This is a genomic window from Bdellovibrio bacteriovorus (assembly GCF_001592735.1).
GTDB lineage: Bacteria > Bdellovibrionota > Bdellovibrionia > Bdellovibrionales > Bdellovibrionaceae > Bdellovibrio > Bdellovibrio bacteriovorus_D.
This window is the reverse complement of sequence record NZ_LUKE01000001.1, coordinates 1,843,352-1,863,859: the sequence shown is the minus strand read 5'-3', so window position 1 is coordinate 1,863,859 and position 20,508 is coordinate 1,843,352. Positions and strand designations below refer to the sequence as shown.

General features: G+C 46.2%; 16 protein-coding genes. 6 read left to right on the top strand and 10 right to left on the bottom strand.

Translation table 11 applies throughout. From position 1 onward, the window contains the following. Window positions 1–10: 10 nt before the first annotated feature. A complete protein-coding gene (locus tag AZI86_RS19380; RefSeq protein ID WP_157684669.1) occupies window positions 11–1,459 on the bottom strand; it encodes a hypothetical protein in 1,449 nt (482 codons plus the stop codon). 68 nt (window positions 1,460–1,527) lie between these two features. Then, window positions 1,528–3,138: a hypothetical protein gene (locus AZI86_RS09065; RefSeq protein ID WP_061834727.1), complete on the bottom strand. Its 1,611-nt coding sequence runs from the start codon at window positions 3,136–3,138 to the stop codon at window positions 1,528–1,530. Window positions 3,139–3,233: 95 nt separating this feature from the next. Here AZI86_RS09065 and AZI86_RS09060 point away from each other — a divergent pair, with 95 nt between their 5' ends. Continuing rightward, window positions 3,234–3,728 carry a glutathione peroxidase gene (locus tag AZI86_RS09060; protein ID WP_061834726.1) on the top strand — a complete coding sequence of 165 codons (495 nt, stop codon included), beginning with the start codon at window positions 3,234–3,236 and terminating at the stop codon, window positions 3,726–3,728. Between the two features lie 93 nt (window positions 3,729–3,821). Then, window positions 3,822–6,023: a S8 family serine peptidase gene (locus AZI86_RS09055; protein ID WP_061834725.1), complete on the top strand. Its 2,202-nt coding sequence runs from the start codon at window positions 3,822–3,824 to the stop codon at window positions 6,021–6,023. Here the strand turns inward: AZI86_RS09055 and AZI86_RS09050 are convergent. From AZI86_RS09050 to AZI86_RS09015, 8 genes are all read right to left on the bottom strand, one after another. Next, window positions 6,020–6,379: a response regulator gene (locus AZI86_RS09050; RefSeq protein ID WP_061834724.1), complete on the bottom strand. Its 360-nt coding sequence runs from the start codon at window positions 6,377–6,379 to the stop codon at window positions 6,020–6,022. The two genes, AZI86_RS09055 and AZI86_RS09050, sit on opposite strands and share 4 nt — an antisense overlap. 103 nt (window positions 6,380–6,482) lie before the next feature. Further along, the gene (locus AZI86_RS09045; RefSeq protein ID WP_061834723.1) at window positions 6,483–7,001 is read right to left on the bottom strand and encodes a hypothetical protein; all 519 of its coding nucleotides are present in this window, start codon (window positions 6,999–7,001) and stop codon (window positions 6,483–6,485) included. Between the two features lie 122 nt (window positions 7,002–7,123). Then, entirely contained in the window at window positions 7,124–9,565 is a 2,442-nt protein-coding gene (locus AZI86_RS09040) for a response regulator (RefSeq protein WP_157684668.1), read from the bottom strand. Window positions 9,566–9,737: 172 nt separating this feature from the next. Then, window positions 9,738–10,883 carry a recombinase RecA gene (gene recA, locus AZI86_RS09035; protein WP_061834721.1) on the bottom strand — a complete coding sequence of 382 codons (1,146 nt, stop codon included), beginning with the start codon at window positions 10,881–10,883 and terminating at the stop codon, window positions 9,738–9,740. 65 nt (window positions 10,884–10,948) lie between these two features. Next, complete coding sequence (locus tag AZI86_RS09030; protein WP_253715843.1) at window positions 10,949–11,431, bottom strand: CinA family protein; 483 nt, start codon at window positions 11,429–11,431, stop codon at window positions 10,949–10,951. Beyond that, window positions 11,431–11,964 carry a phosphatidylglycerophosphatase A family protein gene (locus AZI86_RS09025; protein WP_253715842.1) on the bottom strand — a complete coding sequence of 178 codons (534 nt, stop codon included), beginning with the start codon at window positions 11,962–11,964 and terminating at the stop codon, window positions 11,431–11,433. Before AZI86_RS09025 ends, AZI86_RS09030 begins: the two co-directional genes overlap by 1 nt. Before the next feature lie 65 nt (window positions 11,965–12,029). After that, entirely contained in the window at window positions 12,030–12,764 is a 735-nt protein-coding gene (locus tag AZI86_RS09020; protein ID WP_061834718.1) for a hypothetical protein, read from the bottom strand. A 120-nt stretch (window positions 12,765–12,884) separates the two neighbouring features. Further along, window positions 12,885–14,591: an AMP-binding protein gene (locus tag AZI86_RS09015; RefSeq protein WP_061834717.1), complete on the bottom strand. Its 1,707-nt coding sequence runs from the start codon at window positions 14,589–14,591 to the stop codon at window positions 12,885–12,887. A gap of 124 nt (window positions 14,592–14,715) precedes the next feature. On the opposite strand from AZI86_RS09015, the gene AZI86_RS09010 reads away from it, so the two are divergent. Genes AZI86_RS09010 through AZI86_RS08995 form a run of 4 tightly spaced genes read left to right on the top strand, consistent with a single transcriptional unit; the run spans window position 14,716 to window position 20,505 of the window. Next, entirely contained in the window at window positions 14,716–15,858 is a 1,143-nt protein-coding gene (locus AZI86_RS09010) for a metallophosphoesterase (protein ID WP_061834716.1), read from the top strand. A gap of 23 nt (window positions 15,859–15,881) precedes the next feature. Next, window positions 15,882–16,355, top strand: a complete 474-nt coding sequence (locus AZI86_RS09005; protein ID WP_061834715.1) for a regulatory protein RecX — start codon at window positions 15,882–15,884, stop codon at window positions 16,353–16,355. Then, window positions 16,342–19,065 (top strand): alanine--tRNA ligase, encoded by a 2,724-nt coding sequence (gene alaS, locus AZI86_RS09000; RefSeq protein WP_061834714.1) that lies wholly within the window; start codon window positions 16,342–16,344, stop codon window positions 19,063–19,065. Before AZI86_RS09005 ends, alaS begins: the two co-directional genes overlap by 14 nt. After that, a complete protein-coding gene (locus tag AZI86_RS08995) occupies window positions 19,066–20,505 on the top strand; it encodes a hypothetical protein (RefSeq protein WP_061834713.1) in 1,440 nt (479 codons plus the stop codon). Window positions 20,506–20,508: the final 3 nt, after the last annotated feature.

The window sequence follows — 20,508 nt, the reverse complement described above, 5'->3', positions numbered from 1 at the left end:
ATGAGCCTGTTTAAGGCTCTAAAGTGTTTTTTAGTAGTTGATAACGATTTCGGACCTTACCCCAAATGTTAGAGTGCGGCCCCGTGATGCCGTCAACCCCCGTTGATCCGGCATTTCCTTGCAATCTTGGATCGCGCGACCCGCCAGGCAAAAACTGACGCAAATCTGGGTTTTGATTAACAGCCCCGTTTGCACTACCAGATCCTCCACCACGGCCGCCGCCCCCAGAACCACTTAGACTCGCGCCCATTAAAGCACGCCCTCCAGATCCACCGCCGCCATAACTGCCGCCGGATCCGGGAACGACATCTGCCGGGCCACCGCCGCCGCCACCGATACCACTGGGATTCACATTTCCACTTAAGTTCGCACTTCCAACGGCGGCCCCACCTTGGCGCCCATCAATACCTTGCACATCCCCACCTTTGGGGCGCGGCCCATGCTCTAAGCCTGGTAAGCTTGGCATATCGCCCGCGTTCGCAGAAGCTTGAGACGTCGGCAGACGTGAAGAGGCATCAATGCTTGAGCTTGCAAATGCGTCACTTTCAGCATTCATCCCACCACGGCACATATAATGCCCGGGATTTTTAGAACATACACAGACCTTGTTATTAGCTTGTGAAGGATCATCACAGTTCGCGGCACTCGCACTAGCACAACCCGGATAGGTCGGATTGGCTTCACAGAAAGTTTTCTTTTCATTTTCTTTAGCAGCTTCTTCAGGACTTGATGTTCCCATCGCCGCCATTTGGCAGGCCGCTGAACCCGCACCCGTCGTGTTGTAATTTGAAATCGCCTGATCCGCATCATCGACTTGGGACTGATAAGTATCACAAGATCTTTTCTTTGAATCCGCCAATACTTTGGCGGAGTTTTGATTTAAGCCCAATGTACTCCAGCAAGAATCTTGCCGTAAAAACTCTGACAGTTCACCACACGCGCTTTGACAAGTCTCCAAGGCCCCTCCGCAATTTTCACGGAAAGTTTTCATCGCTTCTTTGGCCGAATTTGAAATACCCCCCGCCTGACCGCAGGCTTGTTGCACGGCTGCGGTGTCGCTTTGAGCCGCCGTTTGAGCGTTGTTAGACGCATTTTTCATTTTCGCATGATTGCTTTCATCACAACTTGCAGCTGTATCACTGGTGCTCATTTCACATTTTTCGATCAGCTCATCGTACTTCGTTTTACAACTATTTGCTGGCGCCGCTTCACCGTCTTGTGTGGGACGAGGTGTGGGCACGGGGACATTCGATACGGTGGGCGTTTTAGTTGTTGTCGTGTTGGTTTTTTTTCCGCAAAACTTTTCTTGCATAGTCTGTATCAGGCAATATTCATAATTTCTTTGATCGTTGGGATATTGCGATTTGCAGAAATAATGGCAACCTAAAAACGGCTCCGCAGCGTTCACATAAAGTGGAAGCGCAAATATAACTGCAACGAGTGACAAGATTTTCCCCATGACTTAATTATGGAGAATTCCTCATTTACTTTCCACAATTTCTGATTGATCCGTCTCAGATCAAGACGTTATGGCTCTAACGTCCCTTGAATAATTTGATATCGATTTTGAATCTTCTGCCAGATGTTGGAATGAGGTCCGGTGATTCCGTCCACACCTATTCTTACTGATCCCGTCATGCCATTATTTCCCCGCGGATCAGCAAATCCACCAGGCAAAAACCTTCTTAAGTCAGGCATTTGATTTTTCGAATCGGTCGAATCTTTTTTGCCAACGGAGGATCCATCATTTCCGGAACTTGACGGCATACGCGCATAAGCAAGCATACCTCCGCGACCACCGCCCGCAGACCCAACCCCCGATAAGAACTCTTCATCCAAAGGTTCTGGATTCGCCTTGGGAAGCCCCCCGCCGGATCCGACCGTGGAACTTCCAACTCCGGCCCCACCTTGGCGACCATCAATACCTTGGACATCGCCACCTGATGGAAGGGGCGCATGTTGAAGGCCTGGCACATCGGGAAGATCTCCGGTGTTGGGATTGGCTGCATTTGAAATTCGCGAAGAAGAATCCACCGATCCTCCCGCGAATGAAGAGACATGTTCCGCATTCAAAGATCCGACACACAAGGCATCGTTAGGATTTCTAGAGCACACACAAATTTTATTGTTAGATTGTGACGGATCATTGCAATTTAAGCTCGCCGCACTTGAGCACCCAGGATAAGAAGGATTCGCTTGGCAAAATGGGAGGATGCCGACAGAAGCCGCGCCAGCAGAACCGGCCGATTGTCCACCTAATGTCGCCATCTGACAAGCCGCCGCTCCTGCGGAAGTATTTCCGTAATTGGAGATCGCACGATCCGCTTCGCTCACTTTTCCCTGATAGCTCTCACAGCTTGCGTTTTTTGACTGCGCTAATGATTGCGCCGAGCTTTGATTCAAGCCAATAGCCGAATAACATGACGGGTTGTTTTGCAAAAACGAAGAAAGCTCCGCACACGCGCTGGAGCAACTTTCCGCCGCTGAACTGCAGCGCTTACGAAAACCCGTTAATGCATTTTTTGCAGAATTAGAAACGCCGCCGGCTTCAGAGCAGGCAAGCTGCACCATCGAAGTCGTGTTCTGAGATTTTCCTGCGGCCGCCGCAGCCGCGTTTAGTTCTGCATCAGAACCTGAATCGCAAGTCCCACCGGCACTGCTGATCGCACTTTCACAAGACTGGCGAGCAGACTGATATTGGGAACGACATAAAGCCGCCGCCCGTTCTGCGGCATCCTGATCTGCCGTGCTGCCTGCCTTGTCTCCTGATTTGCTACCGTCTTTTTTTCCGTCGGCGTTTTTATCCGAATTCTTTTTTTCCTCGGCATCAGACGTCTCGGAGCCCTTAGGTTCAGGCGTCATCCCCCAACAACCGGCCGCATCAAAGGTATCAGAAGCCCGCGAAGAGCAATCCCTCGCAGACTGAACTTGGCCAGAAGTATCGTTGTGGCTCCCCGAGCCGGGAATTTTGACATCAGACTGGAAATTGATCCCGCTGCTGCCGCCATTTCCCATTTGCAGTCCGCCGCTTAAAGAGCCGCTGTCATCATCACCGCTACTTGCAGCGGCAAGGACAGACACTCCCCAAAATAAGGACGTAACCAATAGAAAAAGACGGATCGATCTTAATATCCCCATAAAGAGCTTTTCGGCACAAGGTCTAGCTCTCTAAAGCGTTGATCTTTGACTCTGATGTCTTCTCAGATAATCTCATTCTGTAACAGAGGACATTTATGGAAAAAAACTTATTTTCATTCGAAGTAAAAGCCAAAGACGGCAAAGCCGTTCCACTTTCTCAACATCAAGGTAAAGTGGTTTTGGTGGTGAACGTCGCCAGCAAATGTGGATTCACGCCCCAATATACGGGTTTAGAAGAAATCTATAAAAAGTTTAAAGATCGTGGATTTGTCATTTTGGGTTTTCCATCAAATCAGTTTGGCTCCCAAGAGCCCGGCACCAATGACGAAATCCAAGAATTTTGCCAATTGAATTTTGGCGTTACTTTTCCGGTGATGGCCAAAATCGATGTGAATGGCAAAGCCGCTGATCCCGTGTACCAATGGCTAAAATCCGAAGCTCCAGGTGTTTTAGGTACAGAGTTTATCAAATGGAATTTTACGAAATTTCTTATTGGTAAAGACGGCAAAGTAATTAAGCGTTATGCCCCTAAAGATGAGCCCAAAGATCTGGAAGCTGATATTGAAGCCGCGCTTGGGGCTATTGTCTGATCCTTTTACACTAAGAAGCTCTGTGCTGCCGCTCGAGCCTCCAACTCGCGGCACTCAGGTTGCAACCTCAACCTGAGATTAAGGGAGCTTCTGATGAACCTAAAAAACTTCGCATTTCTATTCTCTGCAATTCTCATTTTGAGACATGAAGCGGCCTTAGCTGAACTTCGCACGATCGAAGAAAAAAATGCCGCAGGAATCGTGACGAAACAAAAATCCTATGAAAATGAAAGACTTGTCGAAGAACGTCTTTTTAATGGCTCAACGGGTGTTTTAGGTACCTGGTTGCGCTATCAATATCCTGGTTCTGGCCGAGTTATCAAAACCAATCTTTCAGTCAAAGAAGACGAAAAAATGCGCATTCTTACGCAAGAAGAATGGACCGGTTTAGACAATAAAAACAACACCACTCCGCAGGCAGTTTTATTGCGCTCATGGGTTTATGACACGAGCGCCCCCTATGATTTAGAATACATTGCCGTTCATGACAAAGACAATCCATCCCGCATTCAAGCAAAGCAGTATTTGAATGAAAAAAACCAGCTGAAATCTACGATCACCTTCACTTATAAAGAAGGCCGTGAAAAACCAGTTTCTTTCGTGGAAAAAGATCCTTCCGGAAAAATTCTTTCTCGGTTTTCGCTCTATGAAAAATTTGATGTACCCGCACGCTTGCGCGAGCTAGGAAAAACCGCCGCCGAAGTGAAAGTCTTAACGGCGCAACGTGAAAATCCAGAAAAAATTCTGGTAGCTATCATCGACACTGGGTTTGACTATAATCACGCGAACCTTGTGACCAAATGGTGGAACAATCCGACAGATCCTATTGATGGTATTGACAATGATGGCAATGGTTGGGTGGACGATAATTTTGGTTGGGACCAGGTCGCTAATCAGCATCTACCATCAGAAGCCATTATTTCATTTGCTCGCGATCAACGCCCGTTGTCCCACGGCACACATGTCGCGGCTATTGCGTCTCACGGCCTTAGTAACATTGGCTTGATTGGATTTGGGGGCGAATACACCGACGTGGCTTACATGGATAAGGTTTCTGCCTTTATCAAAAAACACGGTGTTAAAGTCGTAAATATGTCCTTGGGAATTCCACTTGATCATAAAGATCAGCTGGGTCTAAAAGCCAGCGTGCGCGCTTATCAACGTATGATTGAAAGCAATCCAAACACATTATTTGTGGTCGCCGCGGGAAATGAACTTAAGAATTTAGATGTTTTTGCAAATCGCCAATACCCCGCAAGCTTCATGCAACCCAATGTTTTAAAAGTCGGCGCTTTGGACGTGGGCAGCTTAGAGCAGATCAACGAAAAAACAAAAATGGCTTATTTCAGCAATTGGGGAAAAAAATCTATCGATATCCTTGCCCCAGGTTGGGAAGTCATGGCGGCAAGTTTGGGTGGTGGATTGATAGCGCATTCGGGAACCTCCATGGCGTCACCTTACATGGTGAATCAAGTGGTGCAGTTATGGTCCGAACTTCCGCACTTAACAGCAACAGAAGTTCGTGAATTATTTATTGCAACAGCCCACAAAATGACCCCCGAACCAGAAATCCGATCTGGCGGATACGTGGACTTAAAAGCGGCCCTTATGTTAGGACGACAAAAACTTTTAGAAGGCAAAAAGGCTCAGCGGACCGGTCCTAACTGTTGGAACTCGGCCACTTATCTGGCGGGAATTTCAGCCGCCACTCATTATACTAATGAAAGTGAGTTTCGATATTTAATGGAATCGCCACTTTGCAAGCAAGTTCCGGCCAACGAAACGCGCACAGGGGATATCATTGCTTTACGTCGCTATTCTGCTAACGGAAAGATTTTACCCGCACCGTTTATGTCTGAAGTTCACGGTTATACAGACTTGGGTGACGGCACCGGTTTTACTAAAAACGGCCCAGACCAAAACGCGGGCTATGAGATTCAAAAAAAGTCCGACATCTTTGCGATGTATAAAGCGAGCGAATTCAAAAATTGTAAAATCATTGGCTTAAATACCAAAGATTGCGTGATGAAAGAAGTCGCTTACCGCTGCCAAACCTTAAGCGAATATTTTAGCGGAAAATTAAATCCGCTAGAAAACGAATTGCTTTTAAGAATTTTGGCCTTAGAAAAAGAATTAGGTGACTACTTCATGACCGGCAAGTCAATCCAGGGCAATAAGGACACACGGATCGAAGACTTGCAACATCAGCTGAATCAACTAAGCCAACAAGGAAGCGCCAAGGTATTTATTGATACTCTTTCGTTTCGCTTGTCGTCTTTAGCTTCTCAGTTTTAAAGGAATGACTTAACTGCCGCTGTAATCACATCGCGCTCGACGGGTTTTTTATAAAACTTCGTCGCGCCAAAACGACCTGCCCAAGTGGATAAGTCATCGCGGCCCGAAATCAAGATCATTGAAAGATCTTTGGCCCCTTCGATCGCGGCAAATTTCTGATAAAAATCGTCCGTTCCCATATCTTTGAGAGTTAAGTCCATCACAAGAACAGTCGGTTTAGATTGTTTTAACAGCTCTAAGGCTCTTTCCCCAGTTTCCGCGGTTTGTACAGTCGCACCGAGTTTTGCGAAATACCTTTTGTAGAGCATTAAAAGATCTGGAGCATCTTCAACAACCAGAATCGTTGGTGCGGTCATATAGGTCCTTTTATATCAAAAATATCAAAGATTCGTAACATGCTGTTAAATACCAGTCACGATCCGTATTTAGACCCGCCGTATTGTTTTCATCCCTGTAATTCTATTCATACTTTACAAGGATCACCGCCTTGGACTCTTTGTTATCCGAAACGAAGCCGATTTCGGCCGAACTTTCCAAAGAGTCCTTCATCCGAAACTCATCCGTGGTAAAGATTTTCGCAAAGACCCCGGGTTCTTTAGCCATATTGTGGACATCAACGTCCTTTTTAGAGCCCAAATCCTTTTTCAAGAACTCCTTCACCACTTGGCCCCGATCCGCCGCTAAACGCTGCTCTTCCATGGAAGGCTTGGCCACCCCTTCCACGGGATATTCCTGGTCGGACCATGCCAAAACCTCAATGGAATCCACGTTTGCACGTCCTTCAATGGCATTTTTAAATTGAATCAGCTTTAATTTTTCACTTTCAAGTAAACGGTCTTTACCTGGAGGAAAACGCACCACGATGTATTCCCCTTCACTTAGATCAGCGTGCTTATTCACCTCGCTACCGTAATGAGTGCAGGCCTGCAATAAGACCAAAGAGAAAATGATTGCGAAAAAAGAAGTCAGAATTCTCATAAATCCCCCTGCCGTCTTTAAATGCAATCATGGCACCAGGCCTAAAAAGCAATAAGCGAATTTATAAAGTAAACCAGGGACAATAATCCCCACGACATGGGAAATGCCGGACTAGACAGGCTTTAGGTGTATTCCAAAATCATATCGACAAGCTTTTGTCGCTGCACCGGCTTTGAAAGGTACCCATCACAACCGGCCTGAATGCAGCGCTGGTGTTCATCACTCATCGCATGGGCCGTTAAAGCAATAATCGATCGAGTAAAACCTTCCTCACGAAGTTTGCGGGCGGCGGTGTATCCGTCCATAATGGGCATCTGGATATCCATCAAGATCACATCATAACTTCTCTTATTATACTTTTGCAGGCAGTCCACACCGTTAATGGCTAAATCGACCTCAGCCCCCTCTTTTTGCAGGATCAGGGTTAAAAGCTTTTGAATGTCCGGAGAATCTTCCGTCAACAAAACGATTTTACCCTGCAAGGGATTGTTCGCAACCACATCAGTTTTTCGGATGTTAGTTTTATCTGAAGCTTTCGTTACGCCACCTTTAAATTCGTGAATCGTCAGTGTGAAAGTACTGCCGACTTTTAATTCAGACCGTGTAAGTTCAATGCCCCCACCCAAAAGTTCTGCCAGTTTCTGAGAAAGAACCAACCCCAAACCCGTCCCACCGAAAAGACGTGTGATCGAACTATCCGCTTGGGAAAAGGCCTGAAACAGTTTGCTTTGTTTTTCTTTATCGATGCCCACACCGGTATCCGTGATCGCAAAACGAATGCTTTCATCCGCTCCGCTGGTGACCGATATAGTGACACTGCCTTGAGATGTAAATTTGATCGCATTCCCGACTAAGTTCATTAAAATTTGTTTTAAGCGAAGCGGATCAGAAGTGATGTGATCTTTCAAATTCGGATCGATATCAACATGAAGCTGTAATTCTTTTTCTTTCGCGCGAACTTCCAACAACGAAACCACTTCATTCACCAAGGACCTTAAAGAAAACCCGATTCTTTCGACATTTAAGTGACCTGATTCGACTTTGGAAAGGTCCAAAATATCATTCAAGATGTGCGACAGGGTTTCGCCATTGCGACGAATGATTTGCGCGTACTTAGAGCGTTCTTCTTCCGTTAAACCAGCATCATTTAATACGTCGGCAAAACCTAAGATCGCCCCCAATGGCGTGCGAATCTCATGGGACATATTCGCTAAGAACGTACTTTTTAAAGAGCTTGCACTTTCAGCTTCTTTAAGTGCCGCCTCTAGCTGCGCTTGATGATTTTTTTCAGAAGTAATATCTAAAATAGTGCCGGTCAAACGAACGGCCTTGCCGTCTAACCCATGTTTAGCTCGTCCTTGCGAACGGAACCAGCGAATAGACCCATCCGGAAAGACGTAGCGGAAGTCCACATTCAAATCCGCACCCTTTTGCAAAGCATCTTCACGTGCGATTCGACAAGCTTCTTGATCATCGGGATGAATGCGTGAAAAAAATATTTCCGAAGTGACACTTTCCTCACTTACCTGGATCAAAGATTTAGCCATCGCGGAAAAAACCAGACGACCCGTCTGTAAATCAGTCTCCCAAGTTCCCATGGACGACGCTTCTAGCGCCATTTCCAGACTTTCCTGAGTGCGATTAAGACTGTCCTGACTTTCTTGCAAAGCCGCTCGTGACTCCGCCTTTTCCATGCTCATTCTTTGTATTTCCAATTTGCGAATAGCGATGGACATGAAGGCCCCTAATATAAGCAAACTGAAGATGATAACAACGACGAATAGAGATTTAGAAAATACCGGAGGATAATGACCGGCTTCTTCCCCCCAGTGAATAAAAACACTAGAAAATAGCGGAAACAAAATACTAAACGGAATATAAAACCTTAAAAAAAGCCCCGCCCCATCGCGTCCACGAAGGTTTTTTACCAAGCCTTCATCCACTTTTAAAAACACCGTTCCCAAAGACAATAAAAAGAAACACACCGAAGTGGGCAGTGACATGCCAATCATCTTAGAAGGTCCTGACATGGTCACATCATGCATGTAAGTGATAATCGCGATAAAACACAATGAAGCCGCAGCTACCAAAAAACCTTCAAAAAGGTAAAAACCTTTTCGCCGTCCCGGAAGACGGAAAAACAAAAGCGACAAGCCCAGAAACACCGAAGCTAATGATGTTTGAACAGACATCTTGCCGGAATACATCACGCCATCACTGGATAAAACCTTATCCCGAAAAAGGCTAAACTCTAGCGCCGAAGAATAAGGGATTAGATGCAATGAGAATGAATACAGTCCTATCAATACGACAAGGCCACAAAAACTGGCGGCAAATTTACTGCGGCGGTTTGAAGGATGATCAGCAGCAAGGCTTAATAAAAGAAGACTTGAAGAAAGCAACACGACGACCGTCGCCGTCAAAGGAATCATCTGCGGCAGCCCCGGAAACAAAGACCGCATGCGGGGAATATCTAAGATCCACCCGACCATCACAGTACTGGTCATGGCAAGACTGATAAATGCGGCGATTAAGGATATTCTTCGTTCGCGGATAAACTTCAAAGCAAGCCACCTTGTTGCGCTACATTAAGGTACGCAAAAGACGCAGATTTCGCAACAAAACTGCCGATTTATTACTTGATGTTAATGCGCCAGCCAAGACTAACATCAGAAAAGAAAAAACCCCCAACATTTACATGCGGGGGGTTTAAAACGAACTCAAGAATCTAAACGACTAGTGCTGCTTTGCCGCTTTTTTAGATTTTTTTGGAGCTGCTTCTTCTTCAGCTGTTGGCTCAGTCCCTTCATGGTCTTCACCGTTGCTACCATTTGTATCAACGAGAAGTTTACCGATACCGTTGGCCGCTAAAATCTTCTTACGAAGCTCTGTCATGTATTCAGGATGTTCTTTCAAGAAGACTTTTGCAGCATCGCGACCTTGTCCCATGCGCTCTCCGTTGATAGAGAACCAAGCACCCGACTTATCAACCATGCCCGCAGTGACTGCTAGATCCAGCAAATCACCTTCTTCAGAAATACCTTCACCGTACATCAAATCAAATTCAACCTTCGTGAACGGAGGGGCCATTTTATTTTTCACAACCTTCACCGCCGTGCGGTTTCCAGTTACGTCTTCACCATTCTTAATGGCTCCGATACGACGTACATCCAAACGAACGGAAGAGTAGAATTTAAGCGCGTTACCACCCGTAGTTGTCTCGGGGTTCCCAAACATCACACCAATTTTCATACGGATTTGATTGATGAAGATAACAAGGGTGTTTGAACGGTTGATCGCCGCCGTCAATTTACGCAAAGCTTGAGACATCAAACGAGCTTGAAGACCGACGTGAGAATCACCCATATCACCTTCAATCTCTGCGCGAGGAACTAGAGCGGCAACGGAGTCGACAACCAATACGTCGATCGCACCAGAGCGAACTAGCGTTTCTGTAATCTCAAGAGCTTGCTCACCCGTGTCTGGTTGAGAGATCAAAAGATCTTCGGTGTTCACACCTAATTTACGAGCGTAGTTAATGTCCAATGCATGTTCCGCATCGACGAATGCAACCACACCGCCTTTTTTCTGAGCTTGAGCAATAACAGACAAGCACAGAGTTGTTTTACCAGAAGACTCTGGTCCATAGATTTCAACGATACGACCTTTAGGAAGACCGCCGATACCCAAAGCGATGTCTAAGCTCAATGCTCCTGTGCTGATGGCTTCCACGTCTTTAACCAAAGACTCGTTCGCACCCAGGCGCATGATAGAACCTTTGCCGAATTGTTTTTCGATTGTCGAAACGGCCAATTCTAAGGCTTTTGATTTTTCGTTATTTGCTTTTTCGTTTGCTTTATCTGCCACAGTAGCGTTTGCCATCTGTATCCCTCTCTCACAACACCTGTTGTGAATCTGTAGTGTTAAATTTCCGGCCGGGGCCGATTCTATTTCTTGTCGAGAACTTCACACAGCCACTGAACAGCATAGTCTACGGAAGCCATCTGGATGTCTTTGCGATTTCCCGAAAATAATTCTTTTCGCGAATCTTCAAAGCTCGGACCAGTGATGGCAATGCATACAGTGCCCACAGGCTTCGTAGCTGTTCCGCCACTCGGACCTGCAATCCCCGTGATTGCCACAGACCATTCTGTTTTAAGCTGTCGACGCACTCCGTGCGCCATTTGACGAGCGACTGACTCGCTCACCGCACCCTCTTGCATGAGAGTGTCTCGACGGACCCCCAGAAGATCCATCTTCGCCTCGTTAGAGTAAGAGACCACAGAGCCCAAAAAGATGTCTGAAACGCCGGGCTGCTCTGTTAAAAAACTAGAAAGTGCACCTCCAGTACAACTTTCCGCAAAACTCACGGTGAGTTTTCGGTCGCGAAGAAGTCTTATGAGATCTTGAAGACGCTCATCTCGTGTCACTACACCAACCCCGCAAAAAAGAGGGATAGACTTTTTACTCCGACGGAGCCGGAGTGTATGACAGTGATCTGAGAGCCCAACCAGTTGGTTTGAGTGTAGAGAACTTGCATGATGAGACTCGCAACTAAGCCGGCGGCCACATCGTCCAGCATCACTCCAAGACCTCCTTGGACCTTCTTATCTAAATATCCTATGAATAAAGGCTTACCGATGTCCAGCACTCTGAATAGGACAAAGCCAATCAAAATGGCCTGCCATGTCATTGGCAACCAGACCATCGTGATCAGAAAACCTAAAACCTCATCGATTACGATCTCTTTGTGATCATGCCCCTCATGGTCCTGCTCATAAATATGGCACGCCAAGGTTCCGACTACCAGCAGCAAAGCCACCGCCGACATGTAGTAAAACGGGCCGAGGTGATTCAACCCAATGACTAAAGGAATTGTCGCTAAGGTGCCCCAGGTTCCTGGAGCTTTTTTGATTCGGCCGACCCCAAAAAGTGTCGCCAATTGTTTTAAAAATTCTCTCATCAATCAAAGAGATACGCTGGTCATCCGACGCATGCAATTCGGAATGGTGGGCGTCACAGAAATAACTAGTTGGTCCCTTGCGCAGACTTGCTTTGTTGGGATTTCATAAAGGAATTAAGATCGTTTTGGCGACCGCCACTCTCATTACTGACTTTGGGAATCGATGCCTGTTTAGCGTCGCCAAACTGCAGGTCCCCCACCGTGTGCGGACACGCCGTCGAGGTCGCAATCGGAAAAATTTCGGGCATGGAGAAAATATTTAATGGTTCTTCCTTGTCGCTCCACTTTGACGTTCCTGGCGGACGAGATTTAGCCATAATTGTAATTTCATCAGCCGCCAAGGCATTGTCCAAATCTCTCCACGCCGATTTAAGGCTGTCCTTCACCACCATGGATCGATTCAACATCGTTTGGATTCTTTTAATTTCAGCAAATGCTTTTGCGGAAGAACCAAAACCATAGCTTTTCAGAGTTTCTTCAAATTTTTTCAATCGCAACTGCAAAAGTTGAACTGTTTCGGAGCGCTCGGCCACCAAAACCGTGGTCTTTTCAAATTCTTTGTGTAGTAACGAAGAAACTAAAAATTGGGCGCTGATGTAACCGGTATCATCCAGAATTTCATCTTTTGAAACACCATCGACAGAACGACGAATCGCCAGCGAACCATCCTTTGCACCTTCGCTAGCAAAGATCACGGAATGAGTATTTCTAATTCCAAAACATTTTTTTTCATCAGCGGCAGCGCTCAAAGAATAAGAAAACAAAAGACCACTTAAAAAAATTTGGCACCGCAGGTTCATGACGTCCCCTTATAAGCTTAAGCGTCTCATAAGCATCCGCCAATTACCAATTTCTCCTCACATTCGTCTCGTAAATATACGAAGTTCGTGTTCGGAGCCACCGTGCAGACCTTCCAAAGTCTAGGGCAACTCTTGCGCCCACGTTTCCGCTAAACTGATTTTTGCGTCTTCTTCCCAAAATTCGTAAGTTCCTTTTTCGCCCGTAGAGCGTTTGACCCTTTCCAGAGCGACCAGCTCTGCGCGAGGGATTTCGCCGGCGGTGTTTTTAGGAATTTCTACGAATTCAATTCTGCGCACACGCTTAAATGGAGCTAAGCGCTGACGAGTGAAACTCATGATGTCTAAAGCTAATTCGCGGGTGGGTTCGGTGCCTTTTATCACGCTGACTAAAGCTTTCGGTACGAAGTCCCGGATAGGGTCCGAGCTCGGGATGACAACAGCTTCACGAACCGCGGGGAACTCAGAAAGAACGGCCTCAATCTCAAAAGGACTGACACGGTAATCAGAGGATTTAAACAATCCATCCGCCCTTTGCGAAAAGGTGTAGTTCCCGGCGTAATCCATATAGGCAAAATCACCCGTATGGTAAGACTCAATACCTTCGCTGGCGCCGGCAATAAATTTTAATGGGGATTCCTCGATATCCACACAGATTTCCCCCGCGTCGGAATCTTTGGCATCGTTGTTCAAAAGACGCACCCGGAAGCCCGGCAAAGCTTTTCCCATTGTACCGAAGCTGTTTTTTTCACTGGGAGAAACGCCAATCACCATTGGCATTTCAGTTTGCCCGTAACCATCACGAATAAATAAATTCCAAGATTTATGAACCATGGATATCGTTTCGGCGTTTAAGGTTTCACCGGTGCTTAAGGCTTCACGCAAGCTCATTTTATAATCTTTTAAATTTTCTTGCGCCAGCAAGCGCCACACCGTGGGCGGTGCACAGAAAGTGGTGACTTTATATTTCGCCATCGCTTCTAAGAGTTTATGGGCATTAAAGCGTTCTTGTTTGTATATAAAAATAGTGGCTTCGGCATTCCAGGGAACTAAAAAATTATTCCAGTCATGCATCGACCAACCGCTAGAGCTGATCCCCAAATGAATATCGCCGGGATGAACCCCCATCCAGAACATGGTTGAAAGATGGCCTACCGGATAACTGACGTGCGTGTGTTCGATGATTTTCGGCTTTACCGTATTGGCCGACACAAAGTATCGGAAAAGGGGGTCACTGCCTTTGGTTTTTTCGGCATCGGAATGAACAAAAGACGTGCGTTCATTGCGAACTTCGGAATAAGGGATCCATTTGTCTTCCGATTCGCCCGCGTGCGCGTCCACCAAAAGAGGAATAATCGCTGACTGATCTAGTCCAAATTTCTGCGAGTGTTTTTTGTTGGTCGCAATAGCTTTGATACTTTCACGCTCCAAACGATCTCGCAGCTCCTGATGAGAAAGCAATGGACTTGCCGGCACCAAGACCGCGCCTATTTTCATCGCCCCTAACATGATTTCCCACAAGGACATTTCGTTTTCTAAAAGAATTAAGATCGAGTCGCCTTTTTTGAGACCTTGCTTTCTCAAGAAATTTGCAACTTGGTTCGAACGTAGGGACATTTCCTCAAACGTGGCTTTTTGCTCCACACCGTTTTCGTCTACGATCCATAAAGCTAAATGAGAATTCAAAGAAGCCATGGGATCAAAATAATCAAGGGCCCAGTTGAATTCCTCTAGCTGAGGCCATTTAAAGTGATTGTAGGCATAATCATAATCAGAACGATGCAGAATCAAGAAATCTCTAGCTTGTTCGAATTCACCACGAAAACTCATAAAACCTCCTGCGCAAGCCGAGTTAGGCCAGTCCCCAGTTTAACACTGATAACTTCATCTTCCTTGCTGTGTTTTTACATTAGACTGTGCAAACACAGTGAAGCATGATAGAAAATGAAAACTTATGGGCGCATTCCGAATCATCGCAAGTTCATTTATTTTGGTTCTGTTCATGTATGTTTGCCACCAGTTGGTGCGCTTCACGGATATGGACTGGTGGTCCAAGCTTGCCCTTGTCCTTGGTCTGGCGTTTTTATTCACCTTGGTTATTGGGACTTTTTTATTTTTCTGGAAAGAAAAAAAATTAGATCACCACTGGTGGAGAGATCTTTTGTTGGATACCTCGTTAACGGTCATGGCGTATATTAACTTCTTGGTCACTTTTGTGATCTTGCGCGATATCTATGCGTTTATTGAATATTTGGTTTTACCCATTCCCATCGTCAAATTATACAGCACCGAAGCCACCGGCATTTTAATGCTGATGCCCGTGATTTTACTTTTCATGGGCAATGTCGTGGTTCGCGTCGGTCCCCGTTTAGTGAAAGTTCCGGTGCGATTTCCGCAACTCCCCAAGGAGCTTGAGGACCTGCGTATTATGCACATCACGGATCTGCATATCAGCCAGAGTTTGCCTGCCAAGTTCGTTAAAAAATTGGTCACAAAAATTAACAGCCTAAAACCGGATGTCGTGGTGTTTACCGGCGACATCATGGACAGTTTCGTTGAAAAACACACCGAAGAGCTTGAATATCTCAAAGAGCTGAAAGCGAAATACGGGGTTTACCTGGTTCCGGGCAATCACGAGTATTATTGGGATGGTCAAAAAGCTTTGCAGGCCTTCCGCGATGTCGATTTTAAGGTGTTGGTCAATCAGGTGGCCGACATCTCCTTAGGCGAAGCCGTTTTACAAATTGCCGGGATTCCGGATCCCGCGGCCTTACATTTTCAACAAGAAGGACCTGACTTCCCGCGAGTTCAATCCCAGCTTCAAGAATCAAGCTTTAAGATCATGCTTTCTCACCAGCCATCCCTGGCTTACCAAATTCGAGATATCGGAGTAAACCTGCAGCTTTCCGGTCATACTCACGGTGGGCAGTTTTTCCCTTGGAACTGGTTGATCGTGTTTTTCGAGAGATATTCTAAAGGCCTTTACCACATCGGAAATATGCGGCTGTATGTCAATCAAGGCACGGGCTACTGGGGTCCCCGTTTAAGACTGGGCACATATTGTGAGCTGGCCGAAATTGTTCTTCGCAAGGGCTAAAAAACAGAGTAATAATCTCTGTCATGTCCGATGAAAAAGACTCCCTAAAAATCAAGCAGGCTGCCGCAAGAAAGGTCATGGACCTTATTGCTAAGCGCGATCATTCCGAAACGGAATTGCGTCAAAAATTACGCAAAGCCTTTTCGCATGAGGAAAACCGCGAAGAGCTGGGGGAAGCCTTAGATGAAGCCATCGATTTTGCCAAAGACAGCGGGTTTATCGGAAACCCCGATGAGTTGGCCGAGCGCATGGCGGACACGCTTCATCGCCGTCATAAAGGCATTCACTACATTAACAATTATCTTCGTGAAAAGGGTCTCCCCCCGGTCGCGACGGATCGTGAGCTAGAGCTTGAAAAAGCTTTGCATGTTGTGAAAAATAAATACTCTGAAAATTATGAATTCTCTCGTGAAGAAAAGGCCCGTGCGGGTCGTTTTTTAGCTTCGCGAGGTTTTGATTCTGAGACCGTAAGAAAGGTTCTATATGAAAAGCTCTGAGATCAGACAAAAGTTTATCGAATACTTCGAAAAACAGGGACATCGCCATGTTCCTTCTTCGTCGTTAATCCCGGAAAATGATCCCACCCTGCTTTTCGCCAACGCCGGGATGAATCAATTCAAAAATACTTTTTTAGGTTTAGAAAAACGTGATTACACTCGCGCCGTCAGTTCACAAAAATGCGTCCGCGCCGGCGGTAAGCACAACGATTTAGAAAACGTGGGCTTCACGGCTCGCCATCATACCTTCTTTGAAATGTTGGGTAATTTTTCTTTTGGGGACTACTTTAAGAAAGACGCCATTCGTTTTGCTTGGGAGTTTTTAACTAAAGACCTCGCGATCCCTAAAGAAAAGCTTTATGTCACGGTTCATCTTTCTGACGATGAAGCCGCCGACATCTGGCATCAGCAAGAAGGCATTCCCAAAGATCGCATCTTCCGCTTTGACAAAGACAACTTCTGGAAAATGGGTGACACAGGACCTTGTGGTCCTTGCACTGAGATTTTCTATGACCACGGTCCCAGCGCCGGTACGATCGCCGATCCTTACAAAGGGATTGCCGCGGGGGAAGATCGTTTCGTCGAGATCTGGAACTTGGTTTTCATGCAGTACTTTGAAAATCCTCCGGGAACTTTGACTCCGCTGCCAAAACCATCCGTGGATACAGGAGCGGGATTAGAGCGCGTGGTAGCAGCAATGCAAGGCAAGTTTAATAACTACGACACGGATTTGTTTAAACCCATGCTCGATGTCGCCTGCAAAATTGGGGGCATTGAATACGTTACGGATCTAAACACTTTAAAAACCAACAAAGAAATTGCCGAGCGAACTTCGGCGTTGCGTGTCTTAGCGGATCACTGTCGTTCATCCGCGTTTCTTATTGCCGACGGCGCTTTGCCATCAAATGAAGGTCGCGGCTACGTTCTTCGCCGTATCATGAGACGGGCGATTCGTTATGGCCGTAAACTTTCCACGGATAAATCTTTCTTACCTGGCATGGCCGAAGCTTTGATTGAAAGCATGGGGTCTGTGTACCCCGAGCTTAAAGAACGTCGCGATCATATTTTAAATACCATCCGTGATGAAGAAGACCGCTTCAGCGCGACTTTAGATAACGGCACCGGTTTGCTGATGGAAGAGCTTAAAAAAGCCAAAGCAAAAGGTGTAAAAGAACTTTCCGGCGAAGTCGTTTTCAAAATGTATGACACTTACGGCTTCCCAGCCGATCTGACTCGCGTGATCGCAAATGAAAACGGCATCGAAGTAAATGAAGAAGCCTTCGAAAAAGAGATGGAAAACAACCGCGCCCGCTCTAAGGCATCCTGGAAAGGAAAAGCTTTAGATGCTGACGAACAGCACTTGATTAAATTCTCTAAAGACTATGCAGCGACGGGCAAAACCACGAAGTTCACGGGTTATGATGACTTCGCGGGCGGCGGAAACATCACGGCCCTTTCAAATGGTCGCGAAGTCGTGAAAGAACTTAAAAACGGTCAAACCGGCGTTATGATCCTAGACGCTACTTCGTTTTATGGCGAAGGTGGCGGTCAGGTCGGTGACGTTGGTTACATCATGAATGGACCGTCACGGGCGCGCGTCGTGAATACCACGAAAACAGACGACGTGGTTTTACATCATGTCGAAGTTGAACACGGCGACTTTAAAATCGGTAACGCAGTAGACACGATTGTTGACCCTATCGATCGTCGCAATACGATGGCTAACCATTCAGCCACTCACTTACTGCATTCTGCTTTACGCCGCGTATTGGGAACTCACGTGACGCAAGCAGGATCTTTGGTGGATGCACAAAAGACTCGTTTTGACTTTACTCACAACAAACCTGTTTCTTCTGAAGAGATTCGTCAAATCGAAGATATGGTGAACGAACAGATCGCCAGATCTTTAGACGTTAAAATCGAATTAATGAATCCTAAAGACGCTATTGCCAAAGGAGCGATGGCGCTTTTTGGTGAAAAATACGGCGATGTCGTTCGTGTGTTGACGATGGGTGATTTTTCAACTGAACTTTGCGGCGGTACTCACGTTAAGAACACTTCGCAAATTCGTCTTTTCAAAATCCTCTCTGAATCTGGCGTGAGCTCTGGCGTTCGTCGCCTTGAAGCAACCACCGGCGATCACGCGGTGAAATTTGCGATGACGGCGATCCAGCACTTTGACGAAGCTCTTTCCGCAGCGGGCTTACAAAAAAGTCCTCATTATCTAAAACATCTTGAAGCCACGGGGGAAACTTCAACCCTGGCAAATCGTGTTGAAGGTCTTAAAGAGCAAATCAAAATGCTTGAAAAGGAAATGAAGAAGCTTCAAGGAGGCCAAGTCAATGTCGACGAACTTGCGGCCAAAGCGTTGACCTTTAAAACCAAGTCCGGAGCCGCGGCGAAATTGGTTTTGGCCGATGTCCCGTTGGATGATCGCCAAGTCCTAGCCGAAATCACGGATCACTTAAAAAATAAAATCCAAAATGGTGTTGTGGTTGTTGTCGGTCAAGGTGAAGGCAGCCACCCGATTATCGTGAGCGTTTCTAAAGACATCACGGGCGAAACCAAAGCTGGCGATCTTTTAAAAGAAATGGCCGGTATCATGGGCGGTAAAGGTGGTGGACGTCCAGACTTTGCCCAAGGAGCAGCTCCACAACGTGATAAGCTTGCGGATGCGTTCGTTAAAGTAAGAAGCCTGCTTGGGGTTTAAGTGAAGCAAAATCTTAAGGCCGTCGTCCTGATTTGTTTTTTGGGTATGTATCTTCTGACCATCGTTCTAAATGATGGTTTTATGGCGCTAGATGACTATTTTGTCGGCATCACCAGATACATCCCGGCGCAAACCTCTTCCATCATGAACTTGGTGGGAATAGATGACGTCAAATCCCCCTTGCAGCTTTTACCCTTTCACGCCCTAGCCCAAACGGCATTGAGCTTGGGAATTGAAAGTCCTTACTTGCAATACCGCTTTATGCTCACGATTTTGTCTTTATTGGCTGCAGGCATGTTATTCATCGGATTAAAACAAATCCAACACTTTGAACAACGCCGCAACAATCCCGAAAGCGAACACTATTTCTTATTTTTACTGGCGTTAGCTTCCTTTTATTTCGTCATGCCTTTTTCAATGACTCGACCCATGTTTGAAAGTCTTGCAGCCCCATGGCTGTTCTTAAGTATGGTGAATTGTTACTTATATGACCACGAAGGCCGACTTAAAAACCTTTTAGCTTCGGTGTTTTTTGTCAGCGTTGCTTTCTGCTTAAGACAGCAGCTGGGATTTTGCGCTTTAGCGACTTTGATTATTCCTCTTTTAAAAAAGAACTATCGCGACTTTATCTATGCCGGCTCATTGGGATTGGTTTTCTTTTTGCTGGCCGGAATTCCCGATTACTTTATCCGCGGAGAATATCATTTCAGCCTTAAAGCCGTGACCATTTACAACGTCAAATACGGGGCCAATTATGGATCCCAGCCTTGGCATTTTTATTTGGTTCTGATTTTCGTAACCGGCCTTATGCCTTTTCTATTTGCGAAATACCCAGCGGGTTATGTTAAATCCGAGCTTAAAAAATACCGCACAGCTTGGATCTTCTTGGCCCTGTTCGTTTTGCTTCACAATATGTTTCCGCAAAAGTGGGAACGCTTCTTAGTCAGTATTTTCCCGATCTTGATGGTCGCAACCGCCCCGTTTTTTTGGCAGCTGTGGAAAGAACGTCGTCAACGCAAGGCACGTTGGATTTCACTGATCGCCCTGAATTCGGTCTTACTAATTCCCGCAAGTTTCACGCGGCCGCAAAATGCGATCTTAGAACTAGCACTGAACCTTAATAAGCATCCTGAGATCACCAAGGTTTATCGCACGGAAGGGCAACCTGAATGGTTCCCGGAAGTTTTTGTCGCACAAAAATCTTACGTGGTTGCTGACATCCCAAATGGCGCAACGCCTTTGCAATGGCCGCCAATAGACTGTCAAACTTGGGTTATTATTAATGAGGATCAGAAAAATCAGTATGGCGATCAGCTTAAGAGCTTTGCGATCGCTCAAGAATTGCCATCAAATTGGATTGAAAGATTGGCTTACAAGCTCAACCCGAGCAAAAATCAGCGTCGGGCCAGTATGTATGCTTACACTTGCCGCTCGGAATAGCGG